Origin of the sequence: Microcoleus sp. A006_D1, from assembly GCF_036702805.1 — a bacterium.
GTDB lineage: Bacteria > Cyanobacteriota > Cyanobacteriia > Cyanobacteriales > Microcoleaceae > Microcoleus.
In genome coordinates, this window is record NZ_JAUBVZ010000004.1 from 433,539 (window position 1) to 459,908 (window position 26,370).

At 45.0% G+C, this 26,370-nt stretch carries 20 protein-coding genes; 8 read left to right on the top strand and 12 right to left on the bottom strand.

The features are described 5' to 3' along the window. The first annotated feature begins 112 nt into the window (after nt 1-112). The 3 genes from QUB68_RS10185 to QUB68_RS10195 all read left to right on the top strand — a co-directional run bounded on the left by QUB68_RS10185 (nt 113) and on the right by QUB68_RS10195 (nt 2,828). Nucleotides 113-994: a tetratricopeptide repeat protein gene (locus QUB68_RS10185; protein WP_442923069.1), complete on the top strand. Its 882-nt coding sequence runs from the start codon at nt 113-115 to the stop codon at nt 992-994. A 279-nt stretch (nt 995-1,273) separates the two neighbouring features. Next, the gene (locus tag QUB68_RS10190) at nt 1,274-2,482 is read left to right on the top strand and encodes a glutathione S-transferase family protein (protein WP_332991836.1); all 1,209 of its coding nucleotides are present in this window, start codon (nt 1,274-1,276) and stop codon (nt 2,480-2,482) included. Between the two features lie 115 nt (nt 2,483-2,597). Beyond that, on the top strand, nt 2,598-2,828 hold the full coding sequence (locus QUB68_RS10195) for a ribbon-helix-helix domain-containing protein (protein ID WP_332991838.1): 231 nt from the start codon (nt 2,598-2,600) through the stop codon (nt 2,826-2,828). A 64-nt stretch (nt 2,829-2,892) separates the two neighbouring features. Here QUB68_RS10195 and QUB68_RS10200 read toward each other — a convergent pair whose 3' ends face one another. The 4 genes from QUB68_RS10200 to QUB68_RS10215 all read right to left on the bottom strand — a co-directional run bounded on the left by QUB68_RS10200 (nt 2,893) and on the right by QUB68_RS10215 (nt 10,425). After that, entirely contained in the window at nt 2,893-5,610 is a 2,718-nt protein-coding gene (locus tag QUB68_RS10200; protein ID WP_332991840.1) for a DEAD/DEAH box helicase, read from the bottom strand. Next, on the bottom strand, nt 5,600-7,261 hold the full coding sequence (locus tag QUB68_RS10205; protein ID WP_332991842.1) for a site-specific DNA-methyltransferase: 1,662 nt from the start codon (nt 7,259-7,261) through the stop codon (nt 5,600-5,602). Before QUB68_RS10205 ends, QUB68_RS10200 begins: the two co-directional genes overlap by 11 nt. Nucleotides 7,262-7,282: 21 nt before the next feature. Beyond that, entirely contained in the window at nt 7,283-8,992 is a 1,710-nt protein-coding gene (locus QUB68_RS10210; RefSeq protein ID WP_332991843.1) for an AIPR family protein, read from the bottom strand. 149 nt (nt 8,993-9,141) lie between these two features. Further along, nucleotides 9,142-10,425 carry an HhoA/HhoB/HtrA family serine endopeptidase gene (locus QUB68_RS10215; protein ID WP_332991845.1) on the bottom strand — a complete coding sequence of 428 codons (1,284 nt, stop codon included), beginning with the start codon at nt 10,423-10,425 and terminating at the stop codon, nt 9,142-9,144. Nucleotides 10,426-10,625: 200 nt separating this feature from the next. Here QUB68_RS10215 and QUB68_RS10220 point away from each other — a divergent pair, with 200 nt between their 5' ends. Beyond that, complete coding sequence (locus QUB68_RS10220; RefSeq protein WP_332991847.1) at nt 10,626-10,979, top strand: metal-sensitive transcriptional regulator; 354 nt, start codon at nt 10,626-10,628, stop codon at nt 10,977-10,979. 514 nt (nt 10,980-11,493) lie between these two features. On the opposite strand, the gene QUB68_RS10225 is transcribed toward QUB68_RS10220, so the two are convergent. Further along, a complete protein-coding gene (locus QUB68_RS10225) occupies nt 11,494-11,931 on the bottom strand; it encodes a helix-turn-helix domain-containing protein (RefSeq protein ID WP_332991849.1) in 438 nt (145 codons plus the stop codon). Nucleotides 11,932-13,017: 1,086 nt separating this feature from the next. On the opposite strand from QUB68_RS10225, the gene QUB68_RS10230 reads away from it, so the two are divergent. The 4 genes from QUB68_RS10230 to QUB68_RS10245 all read left to right on the top strand — a co-directional run bounded on the left by QUB68_RS10230 (nt 13,018) and on the right by QUB68_RS10245 (nt 16,623). Beyond that, on the top strand, nt 13,018-13,662 hold the full coding sequence (locus tag QUB68_RS10230; protein ID WP_332991851.1) for a pentapeptide repeat-containing protein: 645 nt from the start codon (nt 13,018-13,020) through the stop codon (nt 13,660-13,662). A gap of 244 nt (nt 13,663-13,906) precedes the next feature. Beyond that, a complete protein-coding gene (locus tag QUB68_RS10235) occupies nt 13,907-14,683 on the top strand; it encodes a pentapeptide repeat-containing protein (protein WP_332991852.1) in 777 nt (258 codons plus the stop codon). Between the two features lie 183 nt (nt 14,684-14,866). Next, nucleotides 14,867-16,018, top strand: coding sequence for an AAA family ATPase (locus QUB68_RS10240; protein WP_332991854.1), 1,152 nt, complete (start codon nt 14,867-14,869; stop codon nt 16,016-16,018). Next, on the top strand, nt 16,015-16,623 hold the full coding sequence (locus QUB68_RS10245) for a DUF4276 family protein (RefSeq protein ID WP_332991856.1): 609 nt from the start codon (nt 16,015-16,017) through the stop codon (nt 16,621-16,623). Before QUB68_RS10240 ends, QUB68_RS10245 begins: the two co-directional genes overlap by 4 nt. 72 nt (nt 16,624-16,695) lie before the next feature. On the opposite strand, the gene QUB68_RS10250 is transcribed toward QUB68_RS10245, so the two are convergent. From QUB68_RS10250 to modB, 7 genes are all read right to left on the bottom strand, one after another. Then, nucleotides 16,696-19,701 carry a GAF domain-containing protein gene (locus tag QUB68_RS10250; protein WP_332991858.1) on the bottom strand — a complete coding sequence of 1,002 codons (3,006 nt, stop codon included), beginning with the start codon at nt 19,699-19,701 and terminating at the stop codon, nt 16,696-16,698. A gap of 354 nt (nt 19,702-20,055) precedes the next feature. Then, entirely contained in the window at nt 20,056-20,535 is a 480-nt protein-coding gene (locus QUB68_RS10255) for an NADAR family protein (RefSeq protein ID WP_332991860.1), read from the bottom strand. A gap of 322 nt (nt 20,536-20,857) precedes the next feature. Then, nucleotides 20,858-21,952, bottom strand: coding sequence for a geranylgeranyl reductase family protein (locus QUB68_RS10260; RefSeq protein WP_332991954.1), 1,095 nt, complete (start codon nt 21,950-21,952; stop codon nt 20,858-20,860). A 350-nt stretch (nt 21,953-22,302) separates the two neighbouring features. Beyond that, on the bottom strand, nt 22,303-22,851 hold the full coding sequence (gene frr, locus QUB68_RS10265) for a ribosome recycling factor (protein WP_332991861.1): 549 nt from the start codon (nt 22,849-22,851) through the stop codon (nt 22,303-22,305). Beyond that, the gene (gene pyrH / locus QUB68_RS10270) at nt 22,838-23,566 is read right to left on the bottom strand and encodes a UMP kinase (protein ID WP_332991956.1); all 729 of its coding nucleotides are present in this window, start codon (nt 23,564-23,566) and stop codon (nt 22,838-22,840) included. The genes frr and pyrH overlap by 14 nt, the downstream gene beginning before the upstream one ends. Before the next feature lie 127 nt (nt 23,567-23,693). After that, complete coding sequence (gene msrB, locus QUB68_RS10275) at nt 23,694-24,092, bottom strand: peptide-methionine (R)-S-oxide reductase MsrB (protein ID WP_332991864.1); 399 nt, start codon at nt 24,090-24,092, stop codon at nt 23,694-23,696. 300 nt (nt 24,093-24,392) lie between these two features. Continuing rightward, entirely contained in the window at nt 24,393-26,303 is a 1,911-nt protein-coding gene (gene modB / locus QUB68_RS10280; protein ID WP_332991866.1) for a molybdate ABC transporter permease subunit, read from the bottom strand. Nucleotides 26,304-26,370 lie beyond the last annotated feature (67 nt).

Consider the following 26,370-nt stretch of genomic DNA (forward strand, 5'->3'; position numbering starts at 1 on the left):
TCCGATCTGAAAACCATAAAGGGTTGCGAGTCAGGAAACAATATCAAAAGTTAAGAATATGAGTTATTATGGGCGATCGAGAAACCCTTATACTTTTTTCTGGGGCTGTACAGTGCCGAATCGCATTCCTCTTATATCTCTGGTGCTCGCACTCGGTTTGTGGACAATGCCCAAGCCAGTTGTCGCACAGGCACTCCTGCCTTACACCCTGCAAATCGACTCAGCCCAGCTCGAACAGACAGCCTTGAGCCTTGCAGAAGAAGCCGTGCAGCTAGCCAGACTTCAGCAGTACCAACTCGCCGTCCCCAGAGCCGAACTCGCCACACAGTTAGCCCCCAAGAATGCTCAAACTTGGACTTTGTTAGGCAGCTTGTATCTTCAAGTCGAACAGTTTGACAAAGGAATTGAAGCTTTGGGGCAAGCTCAATCTCTAGCACCAGAAAATGCCTCAATTAAATTTGTCTTGGGAGAAGCTTACTTTCGGCAAGCAAAGTATGAAAAAGCAGCCGAATATTTGCAAGCAGGATTGAAAATAAAGCCAGAGACTCCGGGCGCATTATTTGACTTGGGGAATGCTTTTTACAAGCTCAAGCGGTTCGATAATGCGATCGCCCAATATGAAAAAGCCTTTGCTTTAGAAAAAAACCTTTGGCCCGCGATCAACAATATCGGATTAGTCAAATACGAAATGGGAGATGTCGATAGCGCCATCGGCCGCTGGCAGCAAGCGATCGCGATCGACGACAAAGCAGCAGAACCAATGCTAGCTCTAGCAGTAGCACTCTATACCAAAGGCGACAAAGAAAAAGGTTTAGCAATGGGAGAAGCCGCGCTAAAATTGGACAAACGCTATGCCACTGTAACTTTTCTCAAAGAAAACCTCTGGGGCGATCGGTTGATTGCAGCCACCCAAAGCTTCCTTGCGACTCCCCAAATTAAAGCAGCACTCACTAAAATTCAAGAAACTCCTCCCCCTCCCCAGACATCGCCTTAATTCTAGTTAGGTTCGTCGTGAGGACTTCAGTCCTCAGAGCATTTTTTAGCGGAGCAAGATGTAATATGTTTCAACAGCATCAATCACACACTTCCGAATATCGCACCAATATTTCTACTCGTTACTAGCAGTGCCTGGTAACGCAGATCGGTCGGCTCTGCCTCCTTAATTCTGTGCCGATGCAGAGCCTCGCTGATATGGATTCCAAGGCAGAGCCTTGGAACCAGTTAAACCAGTTAATCCCCAATCTAAAATCCCCAATCTAAAATAGTATTACCTATGACATCTACCACGATCGCCACTCCCCTAAGCTGGCCCGAACTAGAGGCACTCACAGACTTTCAAATCGATCGCACCAACGGCCCAACCAACGCCCAATCCCGGTTGCGCCTCTTCGGACATCCCGAATCAGACGTGAGAGTCACACTGTACCGCGATCATCATGCCTGGTGTCCCTATTGCCAAAAAATCTGGCTGTGGTTGGAAGAAAAACAAATCCCCTACCGTATTGAAAAAGTTACTATGTTCTGCTACGGGGAAAAAGAGAACTGGTACAAGCGCAAAGTGCCGTCGGGAATGTTACCCGCGATCGAGCTAGACGGCCGCATCATTACCGAAAGCGATGATATCTTAATCGCCCTAGAACAAGTCTTCGGCCCCTTGAGTTTGGGCATGAAAAACCCCCAAGTGCTTCCCCTGCGACAGCTAGAGCGAATGCTGTTTAGTGCTTGGTGCTCTTGGCTGTGCCGCGTCAGTACAGGCGGAGCAGATCAGCGCAACCGCAACCAATTCACCAGCGTTGTCGCCCAAGTGGAAGCAGCACTCTCGCGCACGCCCGGCCCTTATTTCCTCGATGAATTTGGCACAGTCGATGTAATTTTTACGCCCTACGTCGAACGGATGAATGCCAGTCTTTACTACTACAAAGGATACTCCCTGCGGGAAGAAAACCCGCGCTTTGCTGACTGGTTTGCGGGGATGGAAAGTCGCCCCACCTATCGCGGTACTCAGAGCGACTTCCATACCCACGTCCATGATTTACCGCCTCAGATGGGCGGCTGCTGGGAAAACGGCGAACCGCAGATGCTACTCAACAAAGCCCGCGTGGACAATGGGCCTTGGGCTGGATTACCAGATGTGATGTATCCAGAACCGGAAACTTCCCGCGCTGAAGCACTCCACCGCGTCATCAAGCACCAGCACAACATCGTTCGAGTCAATCCTGCTGATGACAGCTTATTTGATGAGGCTTTGCGTTGTGCTTTAACTTTGATGATGACTGGTGAAGTTTGTAAACCGCCGGCCGGATCTGATGGGGCTTTGCGGTATTTGCGCGATCGGGTAAATGTGCCTCGCGATATGTCGATTTACGCAGCCAAGCGCTTGAGGGAAGCTTTGGAGGAAACGGCGGCTTTAGCGGGTGACGGCCAAGGTACTCCGATTCTCGCGAAGCATCGGCGAGATCAAGATCCGGCTAATTTTGTGTAGGGGGCGATCGGAATCAGGCGAAATTATCATTGCTGCTGCTCTACTTCATAAGCTTGCAATCTGGTCGATATTTCTGCTACCATTGGTCGTATTAAAAGTAGCATAAATACTGTCTATGAAAGTATCTATCTCTTTGCCAGATGAGTTAGTGCGTTACATTGACCAGCGTGTAGAAAATCGCAGTCGCCTAGTTGAGGTTTTATTGCAAGCATGGCGTAAACAACAAGAACAGCAGGCAATGGTAGAAGCCTGTTTATTGCTCGATGAACTGAGTGATGAATTAACTGATGAGGATGAAGCATGGCAGCAAGCAGCGATTACCGACTGGGAAGCATCTGGCTCGTGAATTTCGATCCCTCAGTCGGTACTGATTTTGGCTCGATATTTAGAGCTTTAAGAGTGCCCATGAATTAACCCTTAGTAGTGACGGTATAGCGATCGCTTATTCCTTGGAGTGTCATATTTTCTTTGATCGCATCATGGGGAATCAAGACATATTGCCACGATTTACCACCGTGATTGAGCATATAGTCCGAAGCATATTGACACCATTGAACAGCGACATCTTTCTTAGCAAGCACTTGAGGATTGTCCATTTCATTTCGAGCTTTTGGTTCAAGCATATAGATAACTTCTTCAGTTTCAGCAACAAAATCGGGTTGATATTCTCGATAGTCTCCATGCCATTTGTAATAAAGCTGAAATTGTCCTTTTGCGGGTTTAAACCACTTGATTGCATCCCGTTCTAAAATCAGTGCTAGTATTCTTTCTGCTTCCGATTGAAATTTCTGTTCTCGATAGAGGCATTTGGAGAAGCCTGTAAACAGATATTTGGACATATTGCTTTTGTCTCGTGGCGAAGATTGATAATCAAGGCAATTCTTAGCATTTGTAGTGTATGCGCTATCTTTTAGGGCTGTAAAACCTTTACTGATTTTGACTTCATAACCTGTTGTTTCTTCCCAGAAATGTGGTTGCATTTGGCTACGGACAAAATTGGCAATTTCCCTTTGGTAATAGCGTAAAACTTTGTGTGTATCTTCTTCGGATAAGTAGGTCATAAAATGACTGAGAACTTGACCCGCAAGGTCATAGAGTAAATCAGCGTGTTCGTCATAGGAAATATCATTGAAGTTGACTAAATTTTTGACAATATAGTTTTCTAGCCGTAATTCTTCAGAGTTTTCTTTGCTAATTTCCATCAATTCAACTTCATTCGTTGTTAGCGATTGAATATGTAATTGTTCTTTGGATGGAATGGGATAATTTAAGTCAGTTAAGTCAGTAACATCTAGGGCAAAAGACCTGAAACCCGATCGCACTTCCCCTTTAGGAATCACAAGAATCTTAGGAATATTGATGGTTTGCTGGATAACTAAGTTCGTTGTTTTCGCAACGATCGCTTCAATATCTGGAGGTGCTATTATGCCCTCAAGTTCCATTTGTGCGGGTTGATATTTTCTTGTTACCGCTTCGCGCACCCTTCCCTGAACTTTTGGGGATGCGAGATCGGCGGTAGTTGGGACTTCTTCGGGGCGGCTTTCAAGCTTTAGGATTTCTTGGTATGTAAGCTGTGCAATCTTTTGTTCTATAGGTGATTGAAATAGGGGTTGTTGAATATTTTGGGGTGCTGTTTCAGGTAAATTATCAGGTAAATTAATGGGTTGTTCGGGGTGAAGTCCTAGATTTTGGGCTAATTGCGATCGCGAAATTACTGTTTGCGTCTTTTGCTGTAAGTCTTCATCTGTGAGGATAATTTGTTTCAGGCGGATTTGGGATTCTGGGCGCTTTGCTTCATCGACAATTTCTTGAAATTTGTCATGGGCGATGATATTTAGGCGATCGACAATTTCTACACCTGTACGCATTCCATAGGGCAAACGCAAGCCCCTTCCGATAGATTGCTCGATCAGAATTTTAGAATTTGCGGCTCTCAGAGGGACAATTGTATAGAGGTTGGTGACATCCCAACCTTCTTTGAGCATATTTACATGGATAACTATTTCAGTAGGTTCATCGGTATGTTCTACTTTGAGCAATCGCTCTACCATTTCATCTTCTTGAACACCCGTTTTACTAGAATCAACTTGAATAACTTTATGTTTATAATTCCCTTCGGAAAATTCATCGGATTGAATGAGTTCCATGAGTTTGGATGCGTGGCTAGTGTCACGGGCAATCACTAACATAAACGGTTTAACAATCGTTCTTCCAGTTTGAATAGCATAGGTTTCTAATTCAGCTTTAATATTTTCATGGAGATAGATGCCGTCTTCTAGTTTAAGACGCTCGATCGCATCTGGTGACATTGCCCTAGGGTTAAAGTCTTTGCGGGTAACGACTGCTGGATCTTTGACAAATCCATCGGCTATGGCACGTCCGAGGGGATAGTCATAGATGACATTTTTGAAAGCTACTGAACCTTTATTGGTTTCGATAAAGGGTGTGGCGGTAAGTTCTACCCCCATTAATGGTTTTAATTCGTTAATGGCGCGAACTCCGGCTGAGGCGCGATATCGGTGCGATTCATCCATGAGAATTACGAGGTCTTTTAATTCAGACAGGTAATCAAAATAGCTTTCGCCAATAAATTCAGATAGTCGTTTGATTTTGGGGCTTTTGCCTCCCCGTACTTCCGAGTTAATTTTTGAAATATTGAAGATGTTGATTCTGCACCGGGAAAAATCCTTGATGGTAGATGACGTTTCGTAGTTATCTCCCGTAATGATTTCTGGGACATCGATCACAAATTCAGAGATCCCCGTAAATACATATTTTGAGGTATTGGGCGTAAAATCGGTAATCAGTTTGTTGTAAATGGTTAGGTTTGGGGCAAGGATAAAGAAGTTTTTAATCTTATATTCTAGGTATAAGTAACTGATAAATGCGCCCATGAGTCGCGTTTTACCAACACCTGTGGCTAGGGCGAAACATAGGGATGGAAAGTCGCGCTCGAAGTCAGTAAACGTTGGGAATTCTTTTTTGATGGCGGCTAGACTTGTTTCTCTATCTGCTTCCTTTGGGATGGATAAGAGTTCGCAAATGCGATCGAGAATTTCTAATGATTGGCGCTGGGGATGGCGCAGACTGAGACGATTAGAAATATTATTAACAAGTTTATTTATCATAGGTATCCATGTCAAATAGTGATAGTTGTCCGAACTTGGGAGGTGCTTTTGGCAAGTTTTCTATTTTGAGGCTGTAATCATCATGTCCCCATTCACACCGTGAAAGGATTTGTTTAGGAATTTTTTTAACTGTGAGGTTTGGGAATATGTCAGTTTGGCCTCGAAAGGCGGTACATAAAACAAGTAGGGTGCGCTCTTGTCCTACTTCATCTGCAAGTTTGGATAGTTGTTCATGACTAAAATTTTGGGTGGTGACATAGATAAAATCGCTTTCCGTGGAATAGCCATGTTGCCAATAGAAGGTGTCTGATGGTGCGTAGGTGAAACCTTCAATTTTGCAGAGTGCTTCGGCAAGCATCGCGGCGTTATAGTTTTTATTGATCACCCAATTATCCCATTTATCTTTTTCTAGTAGGGATGGTGCAAGCTGATAGTATCGAAACCCACCGCCACCTTTCCAGTTAAATGCTTTGCTAATTCCCCCTTGATCTTCGCCATCAATTACTTTTTTGAGTCGGGGAATGATATGGGTATGACAATGTTCGCCGAGTTCAATCATAATCCAGCGTCTTCCCATTTTCTGCGCGACTGCGCCTGTGGTTCCTGAACCTGCAAAGGAATCAAGAATAAGGTCATCAGGTTTTGTAGATAATTCTAAAATTCTTTGTATTAGCTTTTCCGGTTTGGGAGTCGAAAATACTTCTTTAGAATTAAACATCATTACTTCTTTTTTTGCATCTTGATTATCACTAACCTCAGTCCGAAGCCAAATTGTTTTTGCCACACTTCCTTCCTGTACTTCTGAAAGAAAACGCTTTAGAGCAGGGACATTATTTCCGCTTTCGCCAAACCAGATACGATTATCTGCCAGTAATTCTTGAAATCTTTCGTAAGAAGCGGCCCAACATCTTCCATTTGTAGGCATAAGTTTACGCCCTGAAGGTGTCGTAATTTCGTATATATTAGCGGAAAATCCAGTCTTAGCAAATTGAGCACCACGCTGTCCACCAGTAAGACTAATAGTAAAATCACTAGCTTTCCAATGTCCACGTACATCATTATCAAGATTCTTGTAACGGTCATTCATTTCTTGGCTGCGTGGAAGGGGATACGGTCGCCAGATATTTTTATTTTTTGCAAAGACAAGTATATGATCGTGACTATCTGAAAGCCATACAGCGTTATTTTGAGGCGAGTATTTCTTTTGCCAAATTACATTCGCGACAAAGTTGGAACGTCCAAAAATTTCGTCGCACATTACTTTCAAATAATGCGCTTCATTATCATCAATCGTAATCCAGAGCGATCCATCTTCTGATAATAAACGTCGAATAATCTCTAAACGATCGCGCATTAAACCAAGCCAGATAGAATGTTCCACACCATCATCATAATGTTCAAAAGCTGAGCCTGTATTATATGGCGGATCAATAAAAATACACTTAACTTTTCCTGCAAATTCAGACTCCAAAGCCTTGAGAGCCAACAAATTATCCCCAAAAATTAAGCGATTATCAAAAATATCATTTTCACTCACCTGATGCGCCGCATGATAACACCTCTCTGGATCTTCCAGCAAAATTCGCGGCTCCAGCTTGGGGCGAATATCCTTACCAATCCAAGTTAATTCTAGTCTCTGCTTCTTATTCATAATTAATATCTATCTCACAAGTTAAACTGTAGGTATATTCGGATTGTTAGCCTGAGCATCCCTACGATCTAACTCCTGCATCACCTGACTCGTTAAAGGTTTAACATCAGTGGAATTCTTAAAAATTGCTAGATAGCCCTTATGCTCACTAGCAAATTGAGATTCAGTAATATTATAAATCAATTCGGCAACCTCTAAGCTAATTCGTGAAAATTGCGTCTTGTCTGAATCTGACAAATCAACCTCTGGCTTATTTAGCAATGATTTATAATGTCTTGATAAAATATTTAGAATAAAAAATCTACCATGCCGATAAAACATTTTGCGGCGATTCTCCGTCTCCGCTTTTTCAGAATCGGAAAAAATTTGATCGAGATATTGGAATATTCGCACATAACGACAAAGCGTAACTCCTGAAAGTGTATTACTAAATAACGTATCATAATAAAGCTTATAAAGCTGACTAATTTCTCTCTTTGCTGCAACTACTATTTCCGTCTGAGTGCTAAAACAAGCAAGAGCAACTGCGGCCTGTTCAATCGTAATCCCATCCTGACTATCCCGATCCGCTGATGGTCGATATTGATAAACAATATTCGATACCATACATTCCTGTCGCAAACGCTCTTGATTGGAATCTAACGCAGCAAAATAAACATCGCGCACAGCATTTTGCGTATTTCTTGCCTTAGTAATCTTTACCCCAATACTATCTAGAGCCGTACCCACTTCAATAATAGTCACCAACAACTTTGCATCAGCAGATATTGAGCCACTAGCCTGATCAACAGAAGCGATCGCCCCTACCGTCTGCGCTCCATTAACCACCGAAAAACCTTGCAAAGTGAATCGAGTTGAGTCCTGATTATGACCAGATGGCAGACTAACTGCCGAACAAGTAATTGTCAATCCATTATTGAGATAAAACAGTTCAGATGGTTGTTCTTTTATAGTTTCAGCGATTGCTAAGTTAACATCCTCTGCACCCAGGTAATAGCGGATATTTTTTTCAAAAAGCGACTTATTATGTTGTTGATATAAAGATGCAAGTTCTGAAGCCTTAACCAATCCATAAAATGCCCTACGCGGTAGATATAAACAATGCCAGTTTTCCAACGTCAAGACTACATCAACAGGGGCGATCGCTTGTTTGGCTGTCAACCAACCATGTGTTATGGCAGTATTTAGATCTTGCCATTCAAAACGTTGATCAAACTGATTCAGTTCAGTTTTTAACTGATTAAGATCCGCAATGACATGAGAGCTAAGGCTTTCATCAAGATATATATTACAGCCAACTATTTTTACCCCGTTAGTATTTAAAGCATCTTCAACATCTTGCTGCAACCGCGCCAAGCCGTCATTAAATTTATCAAAACGTCGATGGACTAAATCTCTAATTCCATCACAAAATTTTTTATTATCACCCATATTTGGAGCATTTCCCGCCTTAGCCTGCACCAACAAAAGCAAATTTTTCATCCGATCGAAATAAATGGCATCAATCCCATTATCATTTTCTCCATTAATAATTGAGTTAGCCGCTTGAGCTGGGGTAAGATCGGCAAGATTGGCGATCGCAAATGCAGCCAAAGAACGGCTCAAACGATTTTTTTCATGTTGCTCTTGTGTCCAGTTCCTCTGAAGCTGCGCGGTCATTTGAAAATAATCCTGCTTTAGTGACTCAATAATTTGACTTTTTTGGTAATTTAAAATTTGATTTCTATTCATTGTTTGGACATTGATACTCTTTTAAAATATACTATCAGTTTTTACAATAAAAAATGCAACTATTAAAAATATAAAACTACTGAATCAATTCAGAGAAAAAAGAAACAAGGAGGAGGGTTTTTTAACGATTTCCCCCCTTCCCCTTCTAGTTAAAAATCCCTTAATTGAGCCGTTGTCACAGCAATTTCTTTCATCAGGGAACCGCGGCGCACCTTCAGTTTCAAAATTTGACCGATTTTGCTGTTTTCCACCAAATTTTGCAACTGTTCGGGCTGAGTCACTCCGTCGCCCTCAACTTGAACAATGACATCCCCCTTGCGAATCCCGGCTTTCTCAGCAGGCGTATTGGGAACAACTCGCATCACCAACACCCCTGTAGCTTCCGGCACAATCAAAGGAGCGTTGGGGTCAGCATTATTCTCTCTGGCCATTTCCGGAGTCAAAGCAATCATCTGAATCCCCAAAAACGGATGGCTGACTTGTTCTCCCTTGGCTAACTGCGCGTAGATGGCCTTAGCTTTGTCGATCGGAATCGCAAACCCAATACCCATCGCATCAGCTCGAATCGCCGTGTTGATACCAATCACTTCTCCTCTGCTGTTTAACAGCGGCCCGCCGGAATTGCCGGGATTGATCGCCGCGTCGGTTTGAATGAAATCGAGGCGCTTGTCGGGAATGCCGACGGCTGCACTGGAGCGTTTGAGGGTGCTGATAATGCCTAAAGTGACGGTGTTGTCAAATCCCAGGGGGTTGCCCACGGCGATCGCCCAATCACCCACTTTCACCGCGTCGGAATCTCCCAGTGTTGCCACGGGCAAGTTTAATTGCTTAGTATCAATTTTAACAACAGCCAAATCTGTTACTTCGTCAGTACCTTGGACTTCTCCTGGAAATGTCCGACCGTCGTTTAAGGTGACAGTTACTCGATCGGCTTTGTCAACTACGTGAGCATTGGTTAAAACAATCCCGCTTTTGTCGATGATGAAGCCGGAACCTTGACCGCGCAAGCGTTCTTGTCTGGGAGTCATGCTGCGTAAATCTTCTCCCATAAATCTGCGGAAGAAGGGGTCTTCCATTAACGGGTCGAGGTTGCGGCTGACAGTGCGCTCGGTATCAATCCGCACAACTGCTGGCCCGACTCGATCGACTGCCGCCGTCACAAAACTGCTGGTATCCGCCGCCACCGCCGGGAGTTCCGGGCTTCGCAGCGCTAACAGTTGCCGATTCGGGGGAGTTGCTGCTGCGGAACTCAATTGCACTTTCTGCACGGCTGTTTGAGGCTGTTGCAGCCAGTTGGGCGGATTTTTGCCAGTGGCGTTCGCGGATGTAGGATTGAGGAAGAGGGCACTCAGGGCGATCGTCATTCCTAAGATTAGGGCAAACCAGCGAGCATCGGTGCCGCGTGCGGGGCGAAAAAACTTAAATAGTCGCATAGCGTCAATCTTTGTTAGTCTGGGTTATTCTGGTAAAGGTGTGCGATCGATCGGACTCAATCATCTGCCGCTCTGTAGATCATAAATAGATCCTAAATATATTTTGACAGTTACAATACATGAGTCAGGAGCCAGCACCAACTCAACATATTCTCAATTCTAACTTTTTCTAACTTTTAAAATTTTCCCTCGTAACCCCAATGATTCTATCTGATACTTCTACTGACAAATCCGTACCCTCAAATTCCCACCACCATCACGGCGATGAATCAGTCCACCCTCACCATCACGATGAAGAATCGATGCGGCGGCTAGTCAATCGCTTGTCTCGGATAGAGGGACACGTCCGCGGCATCAAAACCATGGTACAAGAAAACCGTCCCTGTCCAGAAGTGCTGGTGCAAGTTGCTGCGGTTCGAGGAGCGCTCGATCGCGTAGCGAGAATCATTCTCGACGAACATTTAACTCAGTGTATTGCCCGAGCCGCTAAAGAAGGCAATATCGATACGGAAATAGAAGAGCTGAAAGCAGCTTTGGATCGATTTTTGCCCTAGCAAATGCCATTTTTTTACAGATAACAACCGCGCCCGACGCTGAGGAAGTTCTGGCTGAGATCGCAAACTCATGCGGTGTTCCTGATTCCCGATTCCTGATCCTATAACAAAACCTGCAAATTAGACAAAAACTTGCAAGTTATAAGTCATGGCGGATGTTTTAAGCATCTTTCTTTCACAAACCCGGGAAAGCATCAAATTTTCTCGCCCTCACCTCCATCGCCGCCGCATAATTTATATCATGTGCGATCGTATAACCATCATAAAGTTTGCAGTTAGGACGAATAGTCCTCTCATCAGGATTTTAGTCAATAAGGACTTGCATTCCTGGTTACAAACAACTTTTATAGTGGGTAATTAATCGAACATAAATTATCTGCTTCGCCGCTTATGAAAGCAACTTTTGTTAAAAAAGAATTAGTTGGGTTTGTAGTGAAGACGCAAGTCCTCAAAAGCTTCAAAGGCTGACTGGCAAAAATTTGACGCTGATTAACCCCCACTTAGTACCAAGTTTCTAGACTTTCGTCAGCTTACCTTTTAGCTGGTATCTCACTGTTGCATAAACGGCTTTATAGGAAGCCTCAATACTGTATTCCTGCTGCAACCACTCTTGAATTTCTCCATAGCTTTTAAAGCCTTTATGGGGGTCGCTGAGGCGCATTGCCAAACTAGCGCGGGCCAGAGGAGGAATTGCCGGCTTGCGGCCGCCGCTGTGCTTTGTTTCCAGGAGTCCTTCGAGTCCGTCAGAGCGGTACTTTCTCAGCCACCGCTGCACAGTAATTCGGTTTACGCCGATCGTCATTGCCAATTCTTTAACTGTCTTAACGTGACAAATTTTGAACAGGTAAAGTGCTTGAATTTTTTGAAAGCCGCTCGCCGTTTTTTGTTCGGTTAACAAGCTTTTCAGTTCTTCAATTGTCTCTGTGATGCTCAGTTTACATACTCCAGCCATATCAATTACCTCACGAAGATGCGCGCTCTACAATTACTTTGTTTGACAAGGGAGAAAAATCTACCCCCGTCCTAGCTGTTCGCTTTTTGTTTGCTAAGAAAGCCATACAAAAGCGATTTCAATTAAAATTTTTCAGTCCTGGAGGGACTCAGACGCCCTGAAGCCGGTGCTTTGTTTAACCGGGAACAGGGGCTGCTACCAAGTTTTTTGCTAAAAGAGCAGAGTTTTTGGTCAGTTTTGTATTTGATGGCACCAGCGTCGTTGCTAACACTGATATCAGTTAAGCGTTCGACTGCAACGGCTGCAATACTTGACTTTTAAGGAGTACCATTTATTCTCTTTTTGCTAAACATCTATCATAGTTTTCCTGTGTTTCTTGGTAATTTTTGCAAAGGTATTGCCGATTTTTACTTTTTAGCTGCGAGCAAACAGGCTTGGTCTGTACACCAGCGATCGAAATTTTACACATACATTCCCCTGTACTCAGAAGTGCATTTCTGGCTTTCGCTGTGCGAGAAATCCTGAGACATTAGCACTCTCATGGGGCGGAGCGGGTCGCGCCGAGTCACGTTGGAACCAACTTTCCTGCTGCGGGCAGGTCTCTGTGAAACTACTCGATCGATCGCCAGTTGAGTAAATCACGCAGACGGTGGAATTGTCAATTTTTCATCATCACAGTACCACTATCGGTTATTTTTGCCTGCCTGCCGTGATCGAAACGGTTATTTCTATGTGATACTACTAACATGAATGAGTGATCGTTGTCACACTACTACTCAGTAAACTCAACTAGCTACAAAAAGTTTTGGGTTCGATCGCACTTTCCAGGTAGCATCCTGGGATTTAGTTAGTTGGTGCGATCGAGCTGGTCATCAAAAATTTTTAATATTATTTTTATGAAATAAAAAAACAATGCAGTTTTGTGCTTCACCGTCGCCAAACAATTTAATTTATTCTCTCAGCTTGCAGATTTAGGGAAGTCTGGCGCTGTGAATCTTTCAGCAACTCAAATCTAAAATGGCAGAACATCCGGTGCAACCAGCTTGCTGAGAGTATTCTGCATTTAAAAGGTGTAGAGAAGCCAAAATGAACGTTGACGAACTGCTCAAGCTATACGCAATAGGAGAAAGAAATTTTAGCGGGGCCTACCTGCACGAAGTCTACCTCTACGAAGCAGAATTGATTGGAGCCAATCTGTATGAAGCCGACCTGATTGGAGCCAATCTCAGTAAAGCCAAACTCAACAGAGTCAACTTTAGCAAAGCCAATTTGTGCAAGATTAATTTGAGCAGAGCAGACTTAGGTGGAGCCGACCTCACAGAAGCACTATTAGCTGAAGCTAACCTGAATCGAGCGGAGTTGATGGGAGCAAATCTCAGCAAAGCAGACTTGAGCGGAGCTTCCTTGATCGAAGCAACTTTAATTGGAGCCAACATATCTCGGGCAATACTTTCCCGTGCAGACTTGCACGGAGTCAATCTTTACGGAGTAAACTTGCGCAGGGCGGTGCTCACAGAAGCCGATTTAATTGGGGCTAACTTGAGCAAAGTGGATCTCAGCGGAGCCGACTTAATGGGAGCGAGCTTAATTAGGGCAGATTTGACGGAAGCGATTTTAAGTGCGTCAGACTTAAGCGGGGCAAATCTGCTGGGAGCAAATCTGACAAAAGTCAATTTAAGCGGAGTATATCTTAAGGGTACGACGATGCCCGACGGCACGATCCACGATTAATTTATGTGTTAATTTTTATGGTTTGCCAGAACCGCTGCTCAAGGGTAACAAGCTTTTTGTTACCCTAATTTATGGGGAGGGAAATGTTTATTTGAAAATCAGGTAAGGCCGTGAACTTCAATGTATGATGTCTACATAGATAGCTGAGCATCCGGCAATATTTAGCAATATCTGCGAGGTTGATTTTCAATTGCTTCGATAAAAGCTATTTTAGATTTAACATTTTAAATTTTGGAAGGTTAAGATGAAACTCAGAATCCTGGCTGCTGCAACACTGCTGAGCGCGATCGCCCCTCTAGCTCCTGCACGCGCCGAGAACATCCAACACACGCAACAATTACTAGCCACCCGACAGTGCCCCAACTGCGACCTGAGCAGTGCAGGTCTGGTTTTAGCCAACTTAACAGGAGCCAATCTCAAAGGCGCTGACTTGAGATTGGCTAACCTCAGCCGAGCCAACCTTACCGGGGCCGACCTCAGCGGAGCCAACCTCAGCGGCACCAGTTTGTTTGGCGTCAACCTGACGGGAGCAAACCTGACGGGGGCCAACCTCACCGGGGCTGACTTGAGAAGTGCCTATCTCGGCGAAGCCAATTTAACTGACGCCAATTTAACTAACGCCCAACTGCTGGGAGTTAGAGGAATGCCAACTAATATCGGCAACGCTGAAGACTTCTATCGGTTGGGAGTGAAAGAAGCTCAAGCGGGAAATTACAGAAACGCCATTGATTATTACAATCAATCCCTGAATTTGAAGCCAGATTTAGCAGCCGTTTATTTTGCACGCAGTATGTCTCGCGCTGACTTGGGAGACTTCGGCGGCGCAACTCAAGACGCTGCTAGAGCAAATCAACTCTTTGCCGCTGAAGGAAATCTCCAAGGTCAGGAGTTGTCAAAGCAGTTAGTCGAAGCGATTGTGGCGCGCCAAAAGCCAACGGAGCCCCGCACAGCCAGCCGTGGCGACTTTATGGGTCTTCTAGGATCGATCGGTTCTGTGCTGATCAAGTTGATCTTGCCTTAAAGACTTGTGAACGGCCTGCTCCAACGACTTTTCATGCTGCGCCAACCCAAGCGATGCAGAGCGTTTCATACACCCATCTGACTTTACTAAACCCCTAATGTCTGTAAGGCAGGTATACTTAGCCTAGTCTGGATATATCTGTCTAGGCTAGTTTAACTATTGATAGTAAGGAGGGTTAGTAATATGAATAGATTTGAAAATATATCAGTAAGGGGTTTTCGGCGTCTTCAAAATATTGAGCTTGAGATGAGAAATCTCATCGTCATGATTGGTGCAAACGGAGCAGGAAAAACTTCTTTTTTAGATGTTCTTTCAATACTAGCCGCTTCAGCAAGTGGAAATTTACAGAATTTATTGCAACTTAAAGGCGGCTTGAATGAAATTTTGACAAGAGGTAAAGTACAAGAACTTGAAATTGAAATTTCAATGCAAGTGCCAGATAAAAAAACTCCTTTGAATTACAGCTTAACATTGTCACCTAAAGGTTTATCTTATGAAGTTAGAGACGAATCTTTAACACAGCAGAGAAATCCCCACAGAGCTGAACCATTCAAGTATATTGAATCACAAGGTTTGGATATTAAATATTCTCAAGAAGAAAGCAGAGGATTTGTGAGACCGAATTGGGAGCATAATCCTCTTGAAACATCCCTTTCTCAAGTTCCTAAAATGTATCGCGAACCTGAGAACCTGAGAAAGAGCCTTGCTTCTTGCACATATTATGGAGCACTCGATGTTTCAGAGAAAAGTCCAATCCGTCTACCTCAAGCAATGCGCCCTGCAAAGTTGCCTGGAGCAAGCGGTGAAAACCTGGTTTCCTGTCTTTATGACCTTCGGGAGACCGATCGAGACAGTTTTGAAATGGTTGAAAATATCATTTCTGCTGCCTTTCCAGATTTCGAGCGATTAAACTTTCCTCCGGTTGCCGCAGGAACTATGTCTATGACTTGGACAGATAGGAATTTTCCTCAGCCTTTCTATGTCCATGAGTTATCAGAGGGAACGCTGCGTTTCCTCTGGTTGGTTGCGCTCCTGCAAAGTCAAACTTTAACAACCGTCACGTTGCTAGATGAACCCGAAGTTAGCCTACACCCGGAACTCTTAAGACACTTAGTTTATCTAATGAGAGAAGCTTCAAAACACACTCAACTGATAGTTGCAACACACTCAGATCGACTCATCAGATTTCTTGAGCCAAGGGAAGTTTTGGTCTGCGACTTGGAAGAAGGTGAGGCAAAAATGAGGTGGGCTGACACTCTTAACCTGGATAAATGGTTAGAAGATTACAGCCTTGACCAGGTTTGGGAAATGAATGTGATGGGTGGCCGTCCATGAGAATTGCTATTTTGGTTGAAGGTGCTACTGAAATGGCATTTAGAGAGAAGCTTCGTCAGTTTCTGCAAAGTCGTTTAGAGCAAAAAATGCCAAAACTCGACTTTAAACCACAACATGGTGGAATTCCCAAGGAAGGGAAACTCAAGCGTATTGTTGAAAATCTCCTCGATAATGATGGCTATGATGCTGTAATTGCACTTACAGACGTTTATACGGGAAAGCAGGACTTTAAAGATGCCAATGATGCTCAAGAGAAAATGAGGAGATGGGTAGGTAAAAACCCAAACTTCTATCCTCACACAGCATTACATGATTTTGAAGCATGGCTTCTTCCCTACTGGACAACTATCAAGAAGCTAGCGAAACACAACCGTTCTGCTCCTAGCGGTTTGCCTGAAACTGTGAATCACCAAAGGCCACCTTCCTATTGTATTAGGGAAATTTTTAGCTCTGGAACACGCGGAAAAGACTATAACAAAGTGATTGATGGAGTGGCTATTTTGAAAAAAAACGATCTGATGATTGCGATTCAAGCTTGTCCAGAGCTAAAAGCTTTTGTGAATCGAATTATCTCTCTCTGCGATGAAGATCAAATAATTTCTTGATGTCCAAGGTTAGAGCCCCGACTTCTTTAAGAAGTCGGGGCTCTGGGTGTTCAGGCTTTTAAGTTGTTGTAGTTAATTCAGCGGAATCTCGATCGAGAATTCAGTACCCAGACCTGGTACAGAAACACACTTGAGTACCCCTTGGTGTTTCTCAACTACAATTTGATAACTGATAGACAGTCCTAAACCCGTGCCCCGACCGACGGGTTTAGTGGTGAAAAACGGATTAAATATGTGAGAGATTAACTCTTTGGGGATGCCGTGACCGTTGTCGGCAATGCAAATTCCCACTGTTTTTTCATCGATTAATTGGGTACGAATCCGAATGCAAGGGCAGGGTAAATTAGGAATCAAGCTATCGGTGCTGGCATTGATATCTACTGGCTCGATCGCCGATTGTTGGGAGCTTAAATGTGTCGCCGCTACACTTACCCCTAGGGAGGGAAGATTTATAAATCGCTCTTTTTGTCCCATTTCTACGGCGTCAAGGGCATTGCCGATCAGATTCATAAATACCTGATTGAGCGAGCTGGCATAGCATTCTACGAGGGGCAAATTACCGTATTCTTTAATAATTGCTACGGTTTCGCGATCTGACTGGGCTTTGATCCGGTGCTGCAAAATCAACAGGGTACTCTCGATGCCCTCGTGAATGTCCACGCCTTTCTTTTGAGCTTGATCGAGCCGGGAAAAATTTCGCAAAGATACAACTAACTGGCGGATGCGCTCAACTCCGACTTTCATGGAACCCAATATTTTGGGCAAATCTTCGACCAGAAATTCTATCTCTATCGCTTCGGAGCACTCGCTAATTTCTGGGTTGGGATTGGGGTAGTGCTGGCGGTAGAGTTCCACCAAGCAGAGCAAATCTTTGGTGTATTCGCTGGCGTGGGACAGATTGCCGTAGATAAAGTTAACGGGGTTATTGATTTCGTGGGCGACGCCGGCCACCAGTTGTCCGAGACTGGACATTTTCTCGGTTTGAATCAGTTGGGCTTGGGTATTGTGCAATTCTGTGACGGTTTTAGCTAGTTGTTCGGCTTTTGTTCGATCGGCAGTTGCTGCATTCAGACTTTCTTGATAAAGTTCTGCTTGGTGAATGGCGATCGCAGCTTGAGCAGTCAAATGTTGCAGCAATTCCTGTTCAGCAGTTTGCCAAACCCTCGGCCCAGCACACTCGTGGGCAATCAGCAACCCCCACAATTGGGAATTTTTGCCAATCATCGGCACAATTAAACTTCCCCTCACCTGCAAATTTTCCAAAAAATCGCGGTGACAGGGCGTTAAATCCTCAGTATAAATATCATTAATTGCTCGCACCCGTCCGGCTCGATAAAAGCAGTCTGAGCCTTCGGGAAAGCAATTTTGTGGAGATTTGAGACCCAAAATTGACTCAAATTGACCGCGAACAGCTTCGACAACTACCTCGCCCTGTTCGCCCTCCGCAAATTGAAAAATTACCGTGCGATCCGTATCCAACAAATCTCTCACTTCTCGCACAATAGTTTGCAGTATGGTTTTCAAATCCAAGGTGCTGCGAATTAGGTCTCTAACTCGCGTCAATACTCGAGCAAAGTCCAAGGATTTTTGCAATTGGGCGGTGCGTTCTTGAACTTGGCGCTCTAAGTTGGCATTCAGGGCTTGCACTTCTTGATAAAGAATGTATTGCCCAATTGCCGCACTAAATTGGCTGCCTATAGCCAAAGCTTGTTCGATCTGCTCCCACTTCCACTCGGGCGACTGACCTTTTTTGATTTCTCGCCAGACTTCAAAGGATTGTCTGGGAAGGATTTGTGCAGCGCTGCTATCAAAGCGCCCCGCCCACATTTTTTCGGTATCAATTTCATTGCGAAAAATAGTTAAACAGCCGACTACTTGTTGTTTATAGTGGAGAGGAATTACCAGCAAGCCCCGAATTTGAGTAGGTTTAAAAGCTGGAACTAATACTCTAAATAGAGGTTCATTGTATAAGTCTGTAATTATCCAAACTGGGAATTGGGAATCAGGAATTAGGAAATTGGGAATCTCTGCGGTATTTTTCCCTCCTTTGGTTAGCCATTGCTGCCACAGGGGATGAGCTTCCAGCTCCCTGACTTTTTCCCAGTCGGGAAGTTTCGGTTGCTCGCCTGTGGTAAATAGTTCAAAGTTAGTATCCCTTTGAGCAGCGGTAATGGGAAATGCTCGATCGATCTTGGGATCTGATGACTTTTCACTGTTGATTTTCGGGGGGTTGAGATACAGTCTGCCGCCGCTGCCGCCCAAAGCGGTGACAGTGGCTTCTAAAGCCTGTTGCAGTTGAATGTTGGCGTGACCACCGTACAACAAAGCTGCTATGCGGCTCACGGTGGCTTCCCGGGCTGCTTGAGAGCGGGTTTGCTGGAGCAGGATCGAGTGGCTAATGGCGATCGACAATTGATCTGCTACGAGCTGAACTACTTCTAAATCTGTTGGTGAAATATTGCGGGGGGTGGAGTGGTGAGACACTAAAAGTCCCCACAGTTCGATGTGAGTTTTTCGGTCGCTTCCTGGCTCGTATCTAGTCATGCACGCGGGGGCCTCGCAGATATCTGTTTTGCTGTTTTGCGACACACTCCTGCGGTGCAAAATCGGCACGACTAAGGAAGATTGCACTCCCATTGCCATCAGGTAAGCTGTGTGGCAAGGATCGAGCGATCGGTAGTGTATCTCTCGATCGACTAAAGGCTGACCGGTGTCTGCGGCATCCAGGGGACTTAGGACGATCGTCCCGGAGTTAACATCTACTATTGTCCGCTGCCGCATACTGACATACATTTCCCGCGCGTGGGGAGGGATGTCGTCTGCTGGAAAGTGCAGGCCTTTCAAGGAAGGGAGACGGTTGTTATTAATTGATTCGGCAACAACTTCTCCACTGCCGTCGGCACTAAACCTGTACATCATGATGCGATCTGTTTTCAAAAAAGAGCGCACTTCTGCTACTGTACTGGTTAAAATATCTTCTAATTCTAGAGATTGGCGGATGCGTTCAGTTATCAGCCGCACCAAAATTTCTCTGTCTAGTTTATGATTTAATTCTTGTGTATTTTCTGTGAGTTGCATAAATCTCCTTTTGAAATAATATAACGATCGTAAGAAGTTTTGATGTGATGCGGTCGCGATCGAACGCGCACTGCCTCAGCCTGAGTTTTTGACTAAACCGAGCTTTACTATTAATCGGCGACGTACTGGTTAGGGACGACGGTGTATCGGCTGTGGCACCCTGAAGAACAAAAATCGGCGATCGCGCAGCTTTCAGCTTTAGTCTTTGCCTTCAACAGGCAGAGCAACTTAACCAAATGATAATTATTATTATAATAATCTCATAAATTTATGGCAATCTTAAAATCTCACTATCATAATTATTGATTTTTAGGGTAACTTGACATTTGTTTAGATAACTTCATATAATGAAAGTTAACTAGAAAAAATTGAGTTTTGATCAGCCCATCCGGCGCTGAAAATTTCGCTGCGGACGCTCATCAGAATTTTACCCAAATAATTTTGGCCAGTGCGATCGCAGCCACACCCCCAGTAGTAATCCGTCGCCGAATCCTCCACAATCACTCGATCCCCTGTGGCGAGGAGAATAGCTTGAATATCTGTATGAGCCAGAAACTTAGTTAAAACTGCTTTCCGCATAATCGGAATTTTCACCGCTTCCCAATCAGGGCGCATCCGGTGGCTGGGATCGCGACCTAATTGGGCGGCTTCCTGAGGAGTTGGTACGGCTCGAATCGCCGCCACTAATCTTTCATCGGCGCTACCGACAAATTTTTGGGCTTGATAGTAATGTTCCACAGTCAACCAATCTTGCCCTTGCAGGCAAATATCGTGTAGTGAAAAATTGGAAAAGCAGCCGTAAGGCTCCTCTACTTTATAAAAATAAATTATCATAACTATTTGAGATATTAGATATTAGATATTAAATTGTACAAGATTTATGCTTCATTCAGTTGACAGTTGACCGCTTGACAGCTCGCCCTGAGCGCAGTCGAAGGGTTGACAGCTCGCCTAGACCTAGAAGTCCGAGGATTGGAGTAATGAATAGTCTGATTTTAATTTCTAGCCTTTAGGGCTTGGGGCTTTAAACCAATTCTTTCTGGTAAAGTCTAGAATGTAGGGTGCGTACTGTGCACCTTACTTTATGGGGATTTAAGACTATTTCTTCTTCCCTCGAACCTCTTCCCTCGAACCTCTTCCGACTTCCATCGGACTTCTAAAACGGCATCAGCTTTTTCAGAGCACGGTTAGCAATATCGGCATAACGCAGTTCGCCACACAAAATTTTGCTCATCAACTGAGTAGCGCTCGGCGATTTGACGCCCACTCTGTAAGCAGATCCAGTAAACTGATAAAAAGCCCGAGCCAAGCGACTGGCCCAAACCATGTCAGTTCCCCATTCTTCGGCGATCGCTTGAGTGTACTGCTCTAGGGCGTCGCCGGCACCTGAGAGAGCTCGATCGATCGCCCCAGCGGCCTTAAATCCGCTAAATATGGCTGGTCGAATCCCCTCTCCGGTGAGGGGGTCTACGAGACTGGCGGCTTCTCCTACGATCAGCGCATTTTGGGAGTGCAATTGGCGATCGCCATCCCAGAGACAAAGCGCGTGTTCGCGCACGTTGCTGACACTAACATCCGCACCGCACTTAGTTGCGTAGTCTGCCAAAATTTTCTTGAGATCTTTTGGCTTGTCGCCGCGCATCGCAGCAATACTCAAAGAGTAGCCGTCAGCTTTGGGAAAGCTCCAGATAAAACCTTTTTTAATCGTGCCAAAATCGAAATTGAGCGAATCGCCCTTGATTGAGCGAGTTTCTAAACTTGCGCTCAAACAGAGTTTTGGTTCTTTCAATCCCAGCCACTTAGTCATCGGGCCGCCAGCACCGTCAGCAGCAATCAAATAGCGGCCACAAACTGGTTCTGAGTTAGTTTTAACTTCCCAAATAGAGTTCTTAAATTCAATACCTTTAACTTCTGTTGAGTCTCTCAGTTGGGCACCAACTTTTTGAGCTTGTTTGATTAAAAAGTCGTCAAATACATCTCGCTGTACCATCCACATTGGCGAATCTACCTGAACTTGCACCGCGTCTGCCATTTTCCAGGTGTAGCTAATTTTGTTAGCTTTCATGGAAATAGCTGGCGTCAGGTCAAAATCGAGCCATTGGGCGATCGCCGGAGAAACACCACCGCCACAAGGCTTATTGCGGGGCCAAGACGCTTTTTCTAGTACCAAAACAGAACGTCCGTGCTTTGCCAGATGATAAGCTGCTGTACTGCCTGCCGGGCCTGCACCGACAATAATGCAATCAAATATTGTTGTCATCAGTCATTAGTCACTTAGTCATTAGTCATTGGTCATTGGTCAGTAGTCAGTAGTCAGTAGTCAGTAGTCAATTTTTAGTGTCTGTTGTCATTAGTTATTAGTTGAGCAATCCTGGACACACAAGCCGGTTTGTTAATATCAATAGTCATGGAAGCAAGATTGTCGCAAAAACCGGGTTTCTCAAGACTATCGTGCGTCCTTGACTGTTGATATTATTAGTTATTAGTCATTGTCACTGATTTTTGAGTTGGCAACTAATGACTAATGACTACTGACTACTGACTACTGTCAACTGTCAACTGTCAACTGTCAACTGTCAACTGTCAACTGTCAACTGACTTTTATACTGTCGTGATATCTCTCTCTTTGCCTGCCAGAACTTCTTCTACTTTGGCGATGTACTTATCCGTCAGCTTTTGAATTTTATCTTGCAAGTCCCGCGATTCATCTTTAGAGATATCGCTGCCTTTTTCCTGCTTGCGAATCGAGTCAACTGCATCGCGGCGGATATTGCGAATTGCGACTTTACCTTCTTCGGCAAACTTGGCGGCCATTTTGACAAATTCTTGCCGTCTCTCGCTGGTCAGCGGCGGAATGTTCAAGCGAATAACTGAACCGTCGTTGTTAGGAACAAGTCCGACATCTGACAGGGAAATTGCTTTTTCGATGGAGGTTAGCGCTGTGCGATCGAACGGTTGAATGTTGATCGTAGTCGCATCCGGCGTGCTAATATTTGCAAGGGATTTGATCGCAGTTGGAGAACCGTAGTAATCTACCATGACTCGATCGAGCAGGGAGGAGTTGGCTCGTCCCGTACGAATAGTATTAAAAGACCGTTGAGTAGCCTCAACTGCCTTTTGCATATGATCTTCTGCTTCAGCTAACTTCACAAAATCCTCCGACAAGAGTTCCAATAGATTCTCCCATTACTGCTCGGTAGATGTTTCCCGATACCGTCAGGTCAAATACCACAATAGGAATATTATTTTCTTTGCAAAGGGCGATCGCGGTACTGTCCATCACCCGCAAGTCTTGATTCAAGACGTGGCTGTAGGTGAGGCTTTGATACCTGCGCGCGTTGGGGTTGACGTGGGGGTCGGCATCGTACACCCCATCTACCTTAGTAGCTTTAAAAATCACCTCTGCATCAATTTCAGCCGCCCGCAATGCGGCTGTAGTATCCGTAGTAAAGAAAGGATTGCCAGAACCGGCACCAAAAATCACTACCCGTTTTTTTTCCAGGTGACGAATTGCCCGCCGCCGAATGTAGGGTTCAGCTATCTCTTGCATGGCGATCGCCGATTGCACCCTTGTGGGCACTCCTGCTTGTTCCAGGGCATCCTGCAAAGTGATAGCATTCATCACCGTAGCAATCATACCCACATAATCGGCTGTTGCGCGATCCATGCCTGCGGAAGCAGCTTTCACGCCGCGAAAAATGTTGCCGCCGCCGACAACGATCGCGATTTGAATGCCTTCGGACACGACTTTAGCGACTTCCTGGGCGATCGACTGAACGACTACCGGATCGATCCCGTAGCCCAAGCCACCCATCAGCGCTTCACCGCTGAGCTTCAGCAAAACCCGCTGATAAACCATCCCCATGCCGCCACTATTTTTTCTTTTTGTCTCCACCATAAGATAGCAGCACGGGTGCATTTTGAACATCAATTGCCTGGAACAGGCTTTTGAGCTTGTTCCAGAAAACTTGGCCCACAAGTGTTGACGGAATTTATTCCTTGGGAACGAAATCAAGCGCAGCAGAATTCATGCAGTAACGCTGACCGGTTGGCCGGGGCCCATCGTTGAATACGTGACCGAGATGAGAGTCACAAACAGCACACAGTACCTCAGTGCGGCGCATGAACAAGGCGTTATCCGACTCATTCCTGACATTTTCTTCTTTAATGGGAGCGTAGAAACTCGGCCAACCGGTGCCGGAATCGTACTTGGTTCCCGATTCAAATAGCTCAGTACCGCAGCAAATGCACTTATAAATTCCGGGCTTTTTGTTGTCGTGATACTCGCCGCTAAAAGCTCTTTCTGTTCCCTTTTTTCGGGTGACTTTGAACTGTTCCGGGGTTAGTTGCTGTTGCCATTCGGCATCGGTTTTCTTAACTTTGTCTGTCATGGTTTAATGTTTGGTGTAGATGAAATTAGATAAGAAGACCCGGCGGTTGAAACCGCGTCGATACAGACAAAACCCGGATGGTGCGCGGGTTGAAGAAAACACGGCGGTTGAAACCGCGTCGATACAGACAAAACCCGGATGGTGCGCGGGTTGAAGACCAAGAAGACCGGACGGTTGAAACCGCGTCTTATCTTCAGTCCGCGGAGGCGGACATCGTTTGTATAGGAGCGGTTTCAACCGCCGTCCGACAATCTTTGTTTGTATAGATGGGGTTTCAACCCTACGTCGGATCTGGTTAACTCATGCCTCCATTAATATTAACCTAATTGGCTCCAAATGAACATACCAGGGAAAAGGATTGTGCTCGATCGCCCGCCACTTTTCCTTGAAAAATTCAGCTTGCAAGTGATAATCTTGGGAATCATGGGGAGGCGAGTGCAACTTGATATATAATGTCACCCGGTGCGGAGTTTCCACCGTTGAGGCGATCCAACAAGCAAATGTATTTTCGCGATCGCACCCGCTCACAAAACTGACTTGATGAGCTCGAATTCCCACAAAAACTAAGGATGTAGGAATTGGTTCGACAACAGTCAAAGTGCAGCCCCAGTCGATCGCCTCCACGAGAGTTTCAGCAATTGGTTTAGCGGCACAGAAGTTCTTACAGCCTGTCAACTGGGCGACGGTGGAGTTGCGCGGGCGATCGAAAATGTGCTGTTTGCTGTCAAAGGCGATCGCACTTCCGTCAGCCAAAACCAACAGATTCTCGCACACCCGGTAAACTTCCTCTAAATTGTGGCTGACAAACAAAGTAATGCCCCGATAATTAGCCAGAGTCTGCATTAACTCCCGTTCCAGTTGACTCCGCAAGTGCGTATCCAAAGCCGAAAACGGTTCATCTAACAGCAGCAAATCCGGCGAGCTCGCTATAGCCCTCGCCAAAGCCACCCGCTGCTGTTGGCCACCCGAAAGTTCGTGCGGATAGCGGTTTTCCAGTCCAGACATTTGCACCGAGATTAATTGTTCTTTCACCCGAAGTTTTTGCTCACTTGCAGATAAATGCTGCAAGCCAAAAGCAATATTTTCAGCCACAGTCAAGTGAGGAAACAAAGCATAGTTTTGAAACACAAAACCGATGCGACGGTCTTTAGAAGCTACATTAATGCCCTGTGCGGAGTCAAACAAAACCTTGCCGTTGACTGCAATTTTACCGCTGGTTGGAGTTTCCAAACCAGCGATGCAGCGCAGAGTCATACTCTTGCCCGAACCCGACGCGCCCAAAATTCCCAGCACTTCCGCGCCGATTTCAAAGCCGACATCCAAGGCAAAGCCAGAGAGAGGTTTAAAGATGTTTAAACAAAGTCCACTTTCTGATTGTTTTTGGGGTTTTGTTGTAGTATAATGAGCGGGAGTGGCAATATTAGATTGCCGTTTATATGGGAATTCTAAATAAGTCGTGGGATGGGCATCTTGCCCGTCCCGATTAGAAGAACCCTGAACCACTTTTATAGCTGACTGCGGATTGCGATAACTGGAATTTTGTTTCGCCGAGATCCTTTGTAAATCAGTCCAAAAATTAACAGCAGTTAAAACGCTCAGAGAAAGACTGAGAATAATCAAAACCCAAATAGTAGCTTGCCTCATATCCCCGGCTTCCACAGCAAAATAAATTGCCATCGGGATAGTTTGAGTTTGTCCGGGAATATTCCCAGCTAACATCAACGTCGCGCCAAATTCACCCAAAGCGCGGGCAAATGCGAGAATAGTTCCTGCGAGAATTCCTGGCCACGCTAGCGGCAACATAATCCGCCTAAAAACTGTCCACTCCGATGCGCCTAAAGTGCGGGCTGCATTGAGGAGATTGGCATCAATTTGCTCAAAAGATCCCAAAGCAGTTTTGTACATCAGGGGAAATGATACGACAGTTGCTGTAATTACTGCGGCTTGCCAAGTGAAGATGATTGTTAAGTCGAATTTTAGCAACAATTGACCGATCGCGCCATTTCTCCCAAACAGCAGCAGCAGCAAAAATCCGACTACTGTGGGCGGCAAAACTAAGGGAGAGATGAAAATGCCTTCAATCAAGGCTTTACCTCGGATGCGAGTTGAAAGCATCCACCGGGCGGCGGCTATTCCCAGAAAGAAGGTAAAGAATGTGGCGATGGCTGATGATTTTAGGGATATCCATAATGGAGATAAGTCGAATTCCATATTTGGGATTAAGAAGACCGGGCGGTTGAAACCGCGTCTATACAAGCAAAACCTGCCTCCGCAGGTT